Raw genomic sequence first — 14,344 nt, 5'->3', positions numbered from 1 at the left:
CAATCCCGTCATCCTGCCTAACTTACTGTTTTCGCCGGAAACCACCGGGCGCGGAATCGATTCCAGGCAATGATATACACGTCTTTGTCGAACAGCCGCGAATCGTGACGGGCGCGCTGCATCAGGAATAAACCAATCGGAAACAAAACCAGATTTGCCATCCAGGCACCGGCAGGTACCCAGATTAATCCGTCTTTGGCGTATTTGTCGCCGACAATCGTCAGCACGTACAGGAAGATAAAAAAGATGATCGCAATCAGCACGGGTACGCCGAAGCCCCCCTTTTTGATAATGGCTCCCATCGATGCACCGATCAGAAACATGACAAAAACCGACACCGACTGGGTGAATTTGTGCTGACTCTCCAGTTGATACCGCCAGATATTCTTTTCTTTCTCGTTCAGGTACGTCACATTCGAAGTCGCATACGACAGCATATTCTGCGCCTGACTGAGCGCCATTTGTGCCATGTCGGGACGCGGGGGCCCCGCCTTTTTCAGCACCTTATCGACCCAGGGGCCATCTTTTACGACCACAGGCTTCGGCCCGGTGGCGGCCTGTACCGTCGGCACCGGCGCGGGCTTGAACTGATAGTTGTAGTACTGGCGGGATGTACTGGCCACGCTCAGCCCCGTTGTGCGGAAGTCCCGGCTCAGGGAATCGGTCAGCTGATTCAGCTGACTTAGATCCTTCATGAATTCGTGGTACTCGAACTGGTTTTCGTCGGTACGTTTCAGGCCAAACGACTCCAGACTGATTACGAGCCGGTAATCACGGAAGCTGTTCCGCATAAACTGCCCGCTCTTCTGCCCCGACGGGCCGCTGCTGGCAAACGACACCGCCCCGTTGTCGGCATACTCCTGGTAATCGTTCCCGTTGAACAACTCGAAGACCAGGTAAGCACGGTCCGGGCTGGTATACATCCGCCCGGAGTCAGCCAAGATCACCTCGCGATTTCCCTGGTCAACGCCATTTGTGTTGTGCTTGTAGATAATCAGCCCTTTCAGCAGATCACCGTTTTTACTCTCCTTGTTCGTCTTGATCTTCTGATCGACCTTGATACTGTAACCGGGCAGGTCATTGTAGAAAATACCTTCTTTCAGGTTCAGGGTCGCCTTGGCCGTCTTTATATCATACAGCAGACTGTAGCCTTTCAGATTGGCCCAGGGCGATACCTTATTGTTGAACCAGAACGAGAACGCGCTGATCGCTACGGCGACAACCAGCAACGGCTGCATGGCCCGGGTCAGTGAAATACCGGCGCTCTTGAGAGCAGTCAGCTCGAAAAATTCGCCCAGATTACCAAACGTCATCAGCGACGATAGCAGCACTGCCAGCGGTAAAGCCGTTGGAATCGTTAGCAGCGAGAAATAAAAGAGCAGCCGGCCGAAGGTAGCCAGATCAAGATCTTTGGACACGAACTCGTCGATGTACGACATCAACAGCCGCATCAGAAAGATGAAGATGACAACGCCAAGCGTCAAAAAAAACGGCCCCCAAAACGAGCCGAGTATTAGTTTGTCAATTTTTTTCATGAACAGACAACAGCCTTCAGGATAGCGTTTCGCGGGTGGGTGGCGAAGCGGCCTTGTTCGTTAAACGCATCCGGCGCGGGTTTAGGTCCGCTGTTCACATTTTTTAACTACCCACGATTTCTTTCAGCTTATCGATCAACCCATCCCACAGGTCGACCAGTTCTTCATCATCGTTGGTGCCGGAATAGTCGGTGATGCGCAGGTACGTCGACTGGGTGAGTTCGGACTGGTCGACGCGAAAGTCGATGTAATTGTTGTCTTCGCTTTCGTCGGCCGCCGTATCGAGGAATTCGAAGCGAACACCTTTGTTCTGGCGCATCGATACCTGGCGGGCGATGTGGCTTTCGTTGTCCCACTGAAAATCGAATCGCTGTTCGGGCATGGTGTTGACCTTGGTCGCGAACCATTGCGACAGACCGGAGGCCGTACTAATGTAAGGAAACAGCATTTTGGGCGACGCCCGGAGTTCATACTCGGTAACGAACTTGTGTTTTTCCATGCCGCTGACTGTCAAGGGTGAAGGAGGGTATAAAGCAAAGATAAACGATTTTTTTTGCGAAAGTCAACGCAGTTATTTGCACAGCGTCAAATTTTGCGTACTTTTGTGGCATCAAACGGCGGGGTAGCTCAGATGGTTAGAGCGTAGGATTCATAACCCTAAGGTCGGCAGTTCGATCCTGCTCCCCGCTACCAAAGCCTAATTAGTTGTTCATCAATTAGTTAGGCTTTTTTTATTGCCTTTTTCTACCGTAAGTCGGCAGCAGCACGGCATTTGTTGCCTCATTGATGCGTTGGCTGCATCTGTTGTCTTTCGCTCAAGTATACTTCTTTTTTTGGTTATACCGACTCAGCTATCGCCTGACTGGGCAGTTGCAACTGCAGTAACGGGCTGGCATAAACGTTGACAGCCAGTAGATCCGTTAGGACAGTCTCACAGCTATCGCCCCGAGTGATGCCCACTCAATAAGTAGTATTAACGAAGTAATTATTCTTAGGTAATATTACGGACCACATAAACGTATATACCTGTGCTGTCCAACTGGAACTTCACTTATCAGCCGCCGAACCACTACATTTCCGTCTGCGCCTGTGCGCACCTGTCCGTCGTGTTGACCGGACGCATTTATTTAAACTGATGTCGGTGCTACACACTACGACTGAGCCCTGTGATCGGGGCTTTTTTTATTGGTTTAGCGTGACCAGAAGCCGCTAGTCCGGATACCGCAAACGGTAAACCCCAGCTTTGTGGGCCGGGGCTCGTACCATTCATGGGTTAGTCAACGATTGATCCGTTTTACAGTAATGAGACGGATTAGGTGTTTCACGTCACAAACCAACGTGTCCCGGTTTAACCGATCAACGTTTTCCTGTCGCTCAAAACCGATAGGCTTACCCTGCGGGCAATCCCGGAAATTTGTCGTATACGCCAACATTTTTGGCACTGTCGACTTTAGTGACTGTAACGCACACTCCAGCTACAACGCCCTCCCTACCGTTTCCTTCGTCGGGTGAGTTGTTGTTCATAGAAGTAGTGGTCGCTTTTTGTCACCTTATCACGATACGCCGTATGACTTCGCATGCTTACCTGCCCTACCCTGGTTACCGGCTTCGGCTGGGTTTATTGTTCACCCTACTGATTGGTTGCTGGCTGTTCGGCAGTGCGGGTAGCCGGGCGCAGTCGGTACCCGATGGAGCCGCGCGCATCACCATTAAAACGGACCTGTCGGACTCGTTGCTTTTCGAACGCGTCGTGACGCTGTTGCAGGCCGACGGCTATTCCGGAAATTTTCGTACGGAGAAAGCGAAGATCGTTACCGATAGCCGCCCTATTGATGCCGGTAGCTGGACAGCCCGCATCGTAGCTGTACTGGAAAACGGTACGGTTCAGTTGCTGACCGAAGGCAGCGACAAAACAGCCAATCCCCCGGTAACGAACGAACGGCTAACCTACAAAGGCAAGCCCGAGGGTCCGGCCAAAGCGGGATTCGCCCGGCTGGATGCCTTCGCCCATCACCTGGCCAAGTCGATTCTGGGTTCGACACTGACGTATCAAGTTTTGCCCTGATGCCTCAGATTCCGTTACTTTGACACGAAGACAAGCGTTGCATCACCCTTGTCTTCGTGCTATGCGCCACCGTTTTTTGTCGTCTACCAACCATGCATCGGCCGTTAAAACCGGGCCATTTTCCTTGTCTGTAGTCTTCTTCGTCAGCCTGTTGATGGGTGCTCAGTCAGGGTGTCAGTCGAGTACGCAACAGCCGAATGCCGTCCGGGATTTGTTGATCGATCGGATTGGCTGGGAGACCTACCCGACGACGAGTGATTCGTCCCGACAAGGCGTCGAGCACCGATTTGCAATTACAAATACGTCGGGCCGGGCCAGTTACCGGGCCATTCAGCTTTGTATCGATTACTACACGCAGACCGGTCAACGGCTTGGGTCAGACACGACGGTCGTCGATACACTGATAACACCGGGTACGCTTGTCAAGCTGACGAATCAACGAGTCGGCACCTTACGGCCGGGCACGGACCGGACGGATATCCGGGTGTTACGCGCTGAGGTCGACTAGCACAGCAACCCGCTTCGCGTTGTCGGTTCAGGGCAGTGGCCGTTTAGACACATACACGATGCCCCGCCCCCCTTTACTGTTGCAGAAGGCGAATGGCTCGTTGGTACCGGCGCGGCTGCACACGGCGTCGGTACCGGCAATGTACAGCCGTTGCTGTTTATCCAGGTACAAGCTGTTCAATTGATGCAGGTGCGGCAAATCGATTCGCCGACCTGTGTTGGTGACGATACCGGGCGTTTCGATGTATCCCTTTATCGGCACCTCATTGATCGTATACGACGCGCCATTGGAGGCCAAGACCGGGTTGATCTCCAGATAGCGATTGACGACGCTCTGACTGGGTTGGTACTCAAGTCCCGGATTATACCGGCGATACGGATACCACGTCTTTCCGTCGTCGACACTGTAGTTGTCTGGATTGTTCAGGACTTTACTGTTACGAAGACCACTCATCGTGAACAGTGTATCGTTGTACTGAACGATACCAAGCATACCTATCGACTGCCGTTTAACAGACTCCCAGTGTTGCCCCCGATCTGTTGAGCGGTATAGGGTAGCCATGGTGGATATGAGGATCGTCCTGTCGATGTCACCCCAAACACCTTCTATTTCGCGATCGACAGGCGCTTTCAGTACGTACCAGTCCGGGTATTCATTCGCAACCGTGTCGTTTTCCGGCGACACCACGGATGTATCCGCGCGGCTACAGGCTAGTGCGGCCAGTGCCAGCAGGCAGTAAGCAAGTAATTTCATGGTACGTTGATGGTTATGAGCTGTTTGGCGCGTTGCCGTTGCCAAAACTAAAAATTAAAATAAGATTAACGTACCGGTAAAACAATACTTAACATACTGATAATACCTTGCTACGACATTCGTGTACTAATTGACTTTTAATAGCGCATTATTCAGACGGGCGGCTATCTTTGCCGCAGCTTAGTACAAGCCAGACTTTAGGGGTGCCTGCCTTCGGGCGGCTGAGATGATACCCTTTGAACCTGAACAGGGTAATGCCTGCGAAGGGAAAAGTGACCGGTCCGATCAGGACGATGTGTGCTTTTTCGGGCACCCGTCTGATCGTACTACCATCCTCCTCTGCTGTTTGGCCCAACCGTATCCGGTAGCCAGACCATGCTCGTCCATCTTAATCGCCAACCCGTCGACTGCCCAACAGCCAGCACCTTGCTGGAACTGCTCGATTCGCTCGGCCTGTCCGACCGAACCGGCATTGCCGTCGCCCGCAACGACCTCGTTGTTCCCCGCCCCCGCTGGTCTCAGACCGCACTTCAGGAAAACGATTCAATTACCCTTATTCAAGCCACTCAGGGCGGATAACCATGAGCCAGAGACCCGAAAAACTCCCCACGTCGGAGACCATTACGCGCCAGCCCCTCAGCGGCTCGCGCAAGGTGTATGTACCCGGTCAGTTGCACGACATTCAGGTGGCGATGCGCGAAATCAGCGTAACCGACACGGTCAGTCACACCAGCGGTCGACGGACGCCCAACACGCCCGTTACGGTATACGATACCAGCGGCCCCTATACCGATCCGTCGGTCGTGATCGACCTGCAGAAAGGACTGCCCCGCCTGCGGGAAGCCTGGATTCGCGACCGGCAGGATGTGGAAGACCTGTCCGACTTCTCGTCGACCTACTGCCAGCAACGCATGGCCGATCGCTCGCTCGATGCACTGCGGTTTGAGCACATCCGTACCCCCATGCGAGCCAAAGTGGGCCAGAACGTGACGCAGCTGCACTACGCCCGGCAGGGTATCATTACCCCGGAAATGGAGTACATCGCCATCCGGGAAAATCAGCGAATCAATGAGCTCGGCAACGATCCGCTGGCGGTGCAGCACACGGGCAACAGCTTCGGGGCCAACACGCCCGCAGGCTATATCACGCCGGAATTTGTGCGGCAGGAAGTAGCCAGCGGACGCGCGATCATTCCGGCCAACATCAATCACCCCGAAAGTGAGCCCATGATCATCGGCCGTAACTTTCTGGTCAAGATCAATACCAACATCGGCAACTCGGTCGTCACGTCGAGTATCGAAGAAGAAGTTGAGAAAGCGGTGTGGAGCTGCCGGTGGGGTGGCGATACGCTGATGGATCTGTCGACGGGCAAAAACATCCACGAAACCCGCGAGTGGATCATCCGTAACTGCCCGGTCCCCATCGGGACGGTACCCATTTATCAGGCGCTGGAAAAAGTGAACGGCAAGGCCGAAAACCTGACGTGGGCCATTTTTCGGGATACCCTCATCGAGCAGGCCGAACAGGGGGTCGACTACTTTACGATTCATGCCGGGGTGCTGCTGCGCTACATTCCGCTGACGGCTAAACGCGTAACGGGCATCGTCTCGCGCGGGGGGAGCATCATGGCCAAGTGGTGTCTGGCGCACCACCAGGAAAACTTCCTGTACACGCATTTCGAAGAGATCTGCGACATCATGAAAGCCTACGACGTGGCGTTCTCGCTCGGCGACGGTCTGCGTCCGGGCTCGATTGCCGACGCCAACGACGCAGCCCAGTTTGCCGAACTCGAAACTTTGGGTGAACTAACCAAGATTGCCTGGAAGCACGACGTACAGGTCATGATTGAGGGCCCCGGTCACGTGCCGATGCACATGATCAAGGCCAATATGGACAAGCAGCTGGCGCACTGCGATGAAGCCCCGTTCTACACGCTCGGCCCCCTGACGACCGATATTGCACCCGGCTACGACCACATCACCTCGGCCATTGGCGCGGCCATGATCGGCTGGTATGGTACGGCCATGCTGTGTTACGTAACGCCCAAGGAACACCTCGGCCTGCCCAACAAGCAGGACGTGAAAGACGGCGTCATCACCTACAAGATTGCGGCCCACGCGGCCGATCTGGCGAAGGGCCATCCGGGCGCGCAGTACCGCGACAACGCCCTGAGTAAGGCGCGGTTCGAGTTCCGCTGGGACGATCAGTTCAACCTGTCACTCGACCCCGACACGGCCCGCGCTTTTCACGACGAAACCTTACCGGCGGAAGGAGCCAAGATCGCGCACTTCTGCTCGATGTGTGGTCCGAATTTCTGTTCGATGAAAATTACGCAGGACGTACGCGACTATGCCGAGCAACAGGGCCTGACCGACGCCGATGGGCTGGACAAGGCCATGGCCGACAAAGCCAGGGAATTCGTCGAGCAGGGCAGCGAAATCTACCAATGACGACGGCGCTGCCACCGATTCAAACCGAACGGCCCTACGTGCTGTCCATCGCCGGACTAGACCCCAGTGCGGGGGCCGGCCTGTTGGCTGATGTCAAAGTGTTCGAAGCCAGTCGGGTCTACGGCCTGGGGGTCTGTACCGCGCTGACGACGCAGCACGACAGCGACTTCCGGGCCGTAGACTGGGTACCGCTCGACCGGATTGTGGCGCAGTGCGAGCCGCTGTTCGAGCGGTACCCGATCCGGGTAATCAAGATCGGGCTGACTGAGTCGCTGCCGGTTCTGGCTTCGCTCCTCGACTGGCTGCACCGGACAGTGCCCGATCCGGCCATCATCTGGGACCCGATTCTTAAAGCCTCGGCTGGCTTTGCTTTCCATGCTATCGACGACCGACAACCAGTGGTTCATCTGTTACGTAAGCTGACGTTGCTGACGCCCAACGCGCCGGAGGCCAGTCAGTTGACGGGTACCGATCAGCCCTGGGCTGCGGCCGAACAGTTGAGCGCCCACTGTCCGGTGTACCTGAAAGGGGGCCATCTGCCGACGCAGGACGGGCAGGTGGCCGATTATCTGCTGGTGGATGGCTACGGCATACGCTCGTTTCCGGCCCCGTTCATTGCCAGTGGCGAAAAGCATGGGAGTGGCTGTGTGCTATCGGCCGCCATAGCGGCCGGACTGGCGCAGGGACTACCGCTACCCGATGCCTGCCGACAGGCCCGACGTTATATGAATCAGTACCTGGCCAGTTCGCCCACGCGCCTTGGCTTTCATTCCAAAATCGCATGAGTCCGCCTAAACCGATCAGTACGTTACACTACATCACCGACCGGCCCGAACAGACCGAACGAGCCTGCCGGGCGGGCATCGACTGGGTACAGCTGCGCGTCAAAAATCACACGTATGCCGACTGGAAAGCTCTTGCCGTCGACACGCTGGCCATCTGCCGGGCGTTCGGTGTCCGGCTGATTATTAACGACAACGTTACGCTGGCGGGGGAAATCGGGGCCGACGGTGTCCACGTGGGCCTGACGGATATGCCCGTCGCCGACGCCCGTCGCCTGCTCGGCGCATCGATGATCGTCGGCGGAACGGCCAATACACTGGACGACATTCGCCGGCATCACGAGGCTGGGGCCGATTATGTCGGGCTGGGGCCGTACCGATTTACGACAACCAAAGAGAAGCTTAGTCCCATACTGGGCCTGACGGGCTACGATCACATCCTGACGGCCTGCCGGCATGAAGACATCGCGTTGCCGATTATTGCGATCGGAGGTCTCGACGTGGCGGACGTGCCGAACCTGATGCAGATCGGTCTGCACGGCATCGCGGTATCGTCGGCCATCAGTCGCGACCCGGCCGGGCAGGTGCCAGCGTTTCAGCAGGCCCTGCGTACCAATTTGATGATCGGCTAGCTGTCACAGACAACATTCTTGCCGATCGGCAAGGACACTGTCGCAGATAAACTGAGAAGACTAGTAACCCAATCAACCATGACTACGCAATCGCTGCGCATAGCCGACCGGACGTTTTCGTCGCGGCTGTTTACCGGCACGGGCAAATTCAGTTCGACCGGACAAATGGAATCGGCGCTGCTGGCGTCGGGCTCCGAACTGGTCACGGTGGCGCTGAAACGTATCCATGCGGGCGACAAAGCCGACGATACGCTCCGCCACCTGACCGCCCCGCACATGCACCTGCTGCCCAACACGTCGGGTGTCCGCACGGCTCGTGAAGCGGTCTTTGCTGCGCAGCTGGCCCGCGAAGCCCTCGAAACGAACTGGCTTAAACTGGAAATCCACCCCGACCCGCGTTATCTCCTTCCCGATCCGATCGAAACGCTGAAAGCCGCCGACGAACTGGTCCGGCTGGGCTTCGTCGTGCTGCCCTATATCCACGCCGATCCGGTACTGTGCAAACGACTCGAAGAGGTGGGCGTGGCCGCCGTGATGCCACTGGGTTCACCCATCGGGTCGAACAAGGGGTTGCGCACCCTCGACTTTCTGGAGATCATCATCAGTCAGAGTCAGGTTCCGGTGGTTGTCGACGCGGGTATTGGCGCGCCCTCCCACGCAGCCGCAGCGATGGAACTCGGTGCCGACGCCGTGCTGGTCAACACCGCCATCGCCGTCGCCGATAACCCGGTGCAGATGGCGACCGCCTTTAAACTAGCCGTCGAAGCCGGACGGCTGGCCTACGAAGCCCGGCTGGGGAGTACGTCGTCGGTCGCCGTTGCCAGCAGTCCGCTCACCGCTTTTCTGGACGAATAATATGTTCACCGACCTACTGAATCAGTACGATTGGGCCACGGTCAGCCGGCTGATCGACACGGCAACAGCGACCGACGTGGAGCGGGCGCTGTCGCGCACGGCCCGCACACTGACGGATTTTGCCGCCCTGATTTCGCCAGCCGCCCGACCGTACCTGGATGTAATGGCCCGCCAGAGTCAGCAGCTTACGCAGCAGCGTTTCGGCAAAACTATGCAGTTGTACGCGCCACTCTATCTGTCGAACGAGTGCCAGAATATCTGTACCTACTGTGCCTTCAGCCTGGACAATAAAATCCGACGACGCACGCTGGCCGACGACGAAATCGACCGCGAAGCCGACGCGCTGAAGGCGATGGGGTACGATCATGTGCTGCTGGTGACGGGTGAAGCCAATCAAACCGTTGGCGTACCGTACATCAAAAACGCCATTCGGCTGCTGCGCGATCGGTTTGCCCATATCTCGATGGAAGTACAGCCACTCGACCAACCCGCCTACGCGGACCTGATCGCCGAGGGGCTGCATACGGTGCTGGTGTATCAGGAAACCTACAACCGCGACAGCTACCAGCTCCATCACCCGAAAGGCAAGAAAGCCAGCTATCGCTACCGCATCGAAACGCCCGACCGGCTGGGGCAGGCGGGCATCTACAAAATCGGTCTGGGTGCCCTACTGGGCCTTTCCGACTGGCGGACCGACAGCTTTTTCACCGCGCTTCACCTCGACTACCTCGAACGAACGTACTGGAAAACGCGCTACAGCCTGTCGTTCCCCCGGCTACGGCCCATCGACGTACTGGGGGCGTCGGGGGTTCAATCGCGCGATTTTGGCCAGTGCATGACTGACCGCGAGCTGGTACAACTGATCTGCGCCTACCGGCTGTTCAAGCCCGACGTCGAACTGTCGCTGTCGACCCGCGAGAGTCCCCGGTTCCGGGATCACGTCATCCGGCTGGGTATTACGAGCCTGAGTGCCGGTTCGAAAACGAATCCGGGAGGGTATGTGGTCGAGCCGCAATCGCTGGAGCAGTTCGAGATTTCGGACGAACGGACACCGGCCGAGATCGCTGCCGTTATCCGCCGGGCCGGTTACGAGCCGGTCTGGAAAGACTGGGACCCAACCCTGATGACGCTATGCCGCTAACCCCTGCCGAACAAAGCCGCTATAGCCGCCACCTGCTACTCCCCGAAATCGGCACCGCCGGACAGGAGCGCCTGCGTAACGCACGCGTGCTGGTCGTCGGTGCGGGTGGCCTGGGTTGTCCGGTACTTCAGTACCTGGTGGCAGCGGGTGTCGGCACAGTGGGCATTGTCGACGGGGATACGGTGGCGGACAGTAACCTGCACCGGCAGATTCTGTTCGGTCCCGCCGACCTGGGTCAGTCGAAAGCGTCGGTAGCCGCCACCCGGCTACAGGCCCAGAACCCACTGATTCAGGTACAGTCCCATCCGACATTCCTCACCCGCGACAACGCCCTTGACTTACTGCATCAATACGACCTGATCGTCGATGGGTCGGATAATTTCGCCACCCGCTACCTGGTCAACGATGCCTGTGTGCAGTTGGGCAAACCACTGGTATTCGGCTCGATCTATCGCTTTGAGGGACAGGTTAGCATCTTCAACGTCGGCGACGGACCAACCTACCGCTGTCTCTACCCTGATCCCAGCGACCTACCGGCCTGCGCGGAAGCGGGCGTTTTGGGCGTTTTGCCCGGTATCGTGGGTTGCCTGATGGCCAACGAAGTCATCAAACTGGTAACGGGCGTGGGCGAACCGCTGATCGGCCGACTACTGCTGCTCAACGCGCTGACCATGCAGTTTCAGACCGTGCGTTTCGCCACCGATCCAGCCAACAAACACATCACCGAACTACCAGCGGGGCTACCGGTCTGCCCCCCCGTCCCCAGCCTGTCGTACGCCGATTACCTGACCTGGAAAGCGCGCGACGAGACGGTTCAACTCGTCGACGTACGGCAACCCGACGAAGCGGCCCGGCGATCGCTGGGCGGGCAACTGATTCCGTTGCCGGAACTGTTGGCTCATCCAGAGCAGATCCCCGCCAACGGACCGGTTGTCATTCACTGCCAATCGGGCGGGCGGAGTCAGCGGGCGGTTTCGTTTCTGCGCGAACGGGGACACACGCAGGTCTGGAATCTGACTGGGGGGATTGATGGTGTACCGCTTCAGGACCAGGCCTAAACGGTTTGTAAAACCGTTCAGGCCTGGAAAATCAGGTCAATTTCTTAAACAATTCCTGCACGACAGCGACGGGGTCAGGGTCTTGCCAGAGCGTACCGAGTACGGCGGCTCCGTCGAAGCCTGCGTCCTGCACCCGTCGGATCGTGTTAGTCTGTACACCGCCCAATCCGATCAGCAAGGGCAGTTTGTCTGTCTGCTGGCGGATGTGGGCAATCTGCCGGGCAATGACATCGATCGACTGCACAGGGCCATAGCCGGGCTTGCTGATGCTGGCGAACACCGGGCTGTAATACACCAGTTCAACCCGACCGGCCAGCAGCGGCCAGTCGGTAAGGGCGTGAACGCTGGTGGAAAAGGCGCGTTCACCGGGCGATGCGGCCATACGATCCGCTTCTTTCCAGTGCCGACCAAATTGACCGGCGACCATCGGAAACGGTACGAGTAGTCTATGCTGAAACGGTTTCAGAGCATCGTCCGTGAGTCGTTGCCATACCTGTTCACTAGCTGCCTGCCGAACATACAGGTACGACAAGCCAGCGGCAAACAGATCAGGGACGACAGCCCACTGTGCTGCCGACAGTACATCCGGTGTGATACCAACCAGTTGAAAAGCCATATGAACAGTACGACAACGCGTTTACAACCACTCCCAGGCGCTTCGGTACGCATCGTGTTCCTGCACGTAGGCCACCAGGTCCGCGTAGAAGCTGTGGGTCGATAAGGTCGCGCTGTCGCCGACCATAACCAGTTTCTTCCGCGCCCGCGTCATGGCAACATTCATCCGGCGAATGTCGGCCAGAAAACCGATCTCCCCCGCTGCGTTGCTGCGTGTCAGCGAAATGTAAACGATGTCGCGTTCCTGCCCCTGAAAACTGTCGATGGTATTGACCGAGATACTGTTGAGGTAAGGCTGTACCTCCGGCGTAGCCAGCAGGTGCTGATTCAACTGGGCCAACTGCTGTTTGTAGGGCGAGATAACCGCGATACTCGGAAAGTCAGCCGGCGCATAGACAGCACTCAGTTCGGCCACGGTCTGACTCAGGTGGCGAATCAGGAAAGCCGCTTCGTCGGGGTTGATCGAACTGGTCCCGTCGAGCTGATCGTCGAAACCACAACCCGCCGTATCGATAAACAACATCGGCTGATCGTCGGACTGGAGCGTGTGCCCGGCCACCGACCCGTGGGCCCGCAGCTGACCGCCGTAAAATACCTGCGATGAATAGCCCATGATGCGTTCGTGCATCCGGTACTGCTCGTTCAGCAGCCGAACCGCTTCGGGATGCAGGCTTACGTTCTTTTCCAGCAACGTTTCACTCAGTCCTTTCCGGGCCGCTTCAGCCGATTTGATCGTCGGTGGGAGCTGACAGTGGTCGCCTGCCAGCACGACTTTTTCTGCTTTCAGGATGGGAATCCAGCAGGCCGGTTCGAGCGCCTGCCCCGCTTCATCGATAACGACAGTATGGTAGCGCCGGTCGCGAATCAGGTAGTTGTTTGACCCTACGAGCGTCGCCGTAATAACCTGCGCCTGCCCCAGCACCTCTTCGATGATGTACTGTTCCGACTGCGCGACGTCTTTCATGATCCGGTGGGCCTCATCGAACAAGGCTTTCCGTTGCGCCCGCTCAGATGGGCCAAACTGTCGCTTGTACTTATGCGCCATCGACTTGAATTCGTTGGCCTGCTTGCGGCTTTTCTTGATGTCGCGCATCAGTCGGTGATCGGCCATCTGCTGATCGAGCGTCAACGCGGCCAGTCGCTCGGACACGCGGGCCGGATTCCCCACCCGCACGACGCGTACCCCTTCGGCATGCAATTTTTCGCTCAACAGATCGACAGCCGTGTTGCTGGGCGCAACGACCAGTAGTTGCCGGTGGTCCTGTTGCAGTAACGCGTTGACGGCCTGTACGATAGTAGTCGTTTTTCCGGTACCCGGCGGGCCATGTACGACGGCTAACTCGTTGGCCGCCAGTATGGCCTCCACGGCGCGCTGCTGACTCTCGTTGAGTTTCCTTAGCGGAGGCACAACAGGCTGCGGGTGAAACGTCGGTGCTTTCTCGCCAGCCAGGATACTGATGATACGGCTTTCGTGCTTGTCGGCAAGCAGACTGGCCTGCTTGAGCGCGTCCTCCATCTGCTCGTAGCTCTGATCGTCGAACAGTAGCTCGACGCCCAGTTTCCCATCGCGCGACCAGTCGGGTAACTCATCGGTGAGTAGCGTGATGCGGAGCCGGTTTCCCCCCTGATAGGCGATGGTTCCCTCGACGCGGTCGGTCTGGGGCGCGTGGTTGCTGAAGAAGACGGCGGGCATGCCAACCCGAAACTGATGGGCCGTATCCTGGTGCGTCGTTCGTTCCACCTCGACGGTCAGGTAGTCGCCCCGTCCCAGTTCCGACCCGCGAATGGCAATGGGGTACCAGGTCAGGCCGTTGGCCCGGCGCTCGGTTACCGAAGTCGACTCGGTCAGTCGCCGGTACTGCGCCCGGTCTTCATCCCGCTCTACCTTAAGGAGTTGGAGCAGGTTCTTAAAGTAATCCATGAAAACGTGTTTCAAACAGCCCTGTAGAC

14 protein-coding genes, 1 tRNA gene and 1 riboswitch are annotated in these 14,344 nt (G+C 57.4%); of the genes, 10 read left to right on the top strand and 5 right to left on the bottom strand.

What is annotated here, in order from left to right:
- Positions 1 to 17: 17 nt before the first annotated feature.
- Both CLV58_RS01640 and CLV58_RS01635 read right to left on the bottom strand, forming a co-directional pair.
- Positions 18 to 1,535 (bottom strand): LptF/LptG family permease, encoded by a 1,518-nt coding sequence (locus tag CLV58_RS01640; protein ID WP_106136016.1) that lies wholly within the window; start codon positions 1,533 to 1,535, stop codon positions 18 to 20.
- Positions 1,536 to 1,638: 103 nt separating this feature from the next.
- Complete coding sequence (locus CLV58_RS01635) at positions 1,639 to 2,034, bottom strand: START-like domain-containing protein (protein WP_106136015.1); 396 nt, start codon at positions 2,032 to 2,034, stop codon at positions 1,639 to 1,641.
- 117 nt (positions 2,035 to 2,151) lie between these two features.
- On the opposite strand from CLV58_RS01635, the gene CLV58_RS01630 reads away from it, so the two are divergent.
- The 3 genes from CLV58_RS01630 to CLV58_RS01620 all read left to right on the top strand — a co-directional run bounded on the left by CLV58_RS01630 (position 2,152) and on the right by CLV58_RS01620 (position 4,108).
- Positions 2,152 to 2,228: transfer RNA gene (locus CLV58_RS01630), tRNA-Met, on the top strand.
- 874 nt (positions 2,229 to 3,102) lie between these two features.
- The gene (locus CLV58_RS01625; RefSeq protein ID WP_106136014.1) at positions 3,103 to 3,600 is read left to right on the top strand and encodes a hypothetical protein; all 498 of its coding nucleotides are present in this window, start codon (positions 3,103 to 3,105) and stop codon (positions 3,598 to 3,600) included.
- Between the two features lie 61 nt (positions 3,601 to 3,661).
- Positions 3,662 to 4,108: a hypothetical protein gene (locus CLV58_RS01620; RefSeq protein WP_146141340.1), complete on the top strand. Its 447-nt coding sequence runs from the start codon at positions 3,662 to 3,664 to the stop codon at positions 4,106 to 4,108.
- A gap of 27 nt (positions 4,109 to 4,135) precedes the next feature.
- Here CLV58_RS01620 and CLV58_RS01615 read toward each other — a convergent pair whose 3' ends face one another.
- Positions 4,136 to 4,861 (bottom strand): beta propeller repeat protein, encoded by a 726-nt coding sequence (locus CLV58_RS01615; protein ID WP_106136012.1) that lies wholly within the window; start codon positions 4,859 to 4,861, stop codon positions 4,136 to 4,138.
- A gap of 189 nt (positions 4,862 to 5,050) precedes the next feature.
- Positions 5,051 to 5,147: riboswitch (TPP riboswitch) on the top strand.
- Positions 5,148 to 5,236: 89 nt separating this feature from the next.
- Between CLV58_RS01615 and thiS the strand changes: the two genes are divergently transcribed.
- The 7 genes from thiS to moeB all read left to right on the top strand — a co-directional run bounded on the left by thiS (position 5,237) and on the right by moeB (position 11,779).
- Entirely contained in the window at positions 5,237 to 5,440 is a 204-nt protein-coding gene (gene thiS, locus CLV58_RS01610) for a sulfur carrier protein ThiS (protein WP_106136011.1), read from the top strand.
- Positions 5,441 to 5,442: 2 nt separating this feature from the next.
- A complete protein-coding gene (thiC, locus tag CLV58_RS01605) occupies positions 5,443 to 7,311 on the top strand; it encodes a phosphomethylpyrimidine synthase ThiC (protein ID WP_106136010.1) in 1,869 nt (622 codons plus the stop codon).
- Positions 7,308 to 8,096, top strand: coding sequence for a hydroxymethylpyrimidine/phosphomethylpyrimidine kinase (locus tag CLV58_RS01600; RefSeq protein ID WP_106136009.1), 789 nt, complete (start codon positions 7,308 to 7,310; stop codon positions 8,094 to 8,096). Before thiC ends, CLV58_RS01600 begins: the two co-directional genes overlap by 4 nt.
- Positions 8,093 to 8,725, top strand: coding sequence for a thiamine phosphate synthase (locus CLV58_RS01595; RefSeq protein WP_106136008.1), 633 nt, complete (start codon positions 8,093 to 8,095; stop codon positions 8,723 to 8,725). The genes CLV58_RS01600 and CLV58_RS01595 overlap by 4 nt, the downstream gene beginning before the upstream one ends.
- Positions 8,726 to 8,803: 78 nt before the next feature.
- Positions 8,804 to 9,580 (top strand): thiazole synthase, encoded by a 777-nt coding sequence (locus tag CLV58_RS01590; RefSeq protein ID WP_106136007.1) that lies wholly within the window; start codon positions 8,804 to 8,806, stop codon positions 9,578 to 9,580.
- 1 nt (position 9,581) lies between these two features.
- Positions 9,582 to 10,721 (top strand): 2-iminoacetate synthase ThiH, encoded by a 1,140-nt coding sequence (thiH, locus tag CLV58_RS01585; RefSeq protein WP_106136006.1) that lies wholly within the window; start codon positions 9,582 to 9,584, stop codon positions 10,719 to 10,721.
- A complete protein-coding gene (gene moeB / locus CLV58_RS01580; protein WP_106136005.1) occupies positions 10,712 to 11,779 on the top strand; it encodes a molybdopterin-synthase adenylyltransferase MoeB in 1,068 nt (355 codons plus the stop codon). The genes thiH and moeB overlap by 10 nt, the downstream gene beginning before the upstream one ends.
- Before the next feature lie 31 nt (positions 11,780 to 11,810).
- Here the strand turns inward: moeB and CLV58_RS01575 are convergent, their stop codons facing one another.
- Together CLV58_RS01575 and CLV58_RS01570 are read right to left on the bottom strand one after the other, a co-directional pair.
- A complete protein-coding gene (locus tag CLV58_RS01575; protein ID WP_106136004.1) occupies positions 11,811 to 12,395 on the bottom strand; it encodes a thiamine phosphate synthase in 585 nt (194 codons plus the stop codon).
- 21 nt (positions 12,396 to 12,416) lie between these two features.
- Positions 12,417 to 14,315: an AAA domain-containing protein gene (locus tag CLV58_RS01570; RefSeq protein ID WP_106136003.1), complete on the bottom strand. Its 1,899-nt coding sequence runs from the start codon at positions 14,313 to 14,315 to the stop codon at positions 12,417 to 12,419.
- Positions 14,316 to 14,344 lie beyond the last annotated feature (29 nt).

The organism is Spirosoma oryzae (genome assembly GCF_003002825.1).
Lineage (GTDB): Bacteria > Bacteroidota > Bacteroidia > Cytophagales > Spirosomataceae > Spirosoma > Spirosoma oryzae.
Note: the sequence above shows the minus strand (reverse complement) of the source record. Positions and strands in the feature narration are given on the sequence as shown.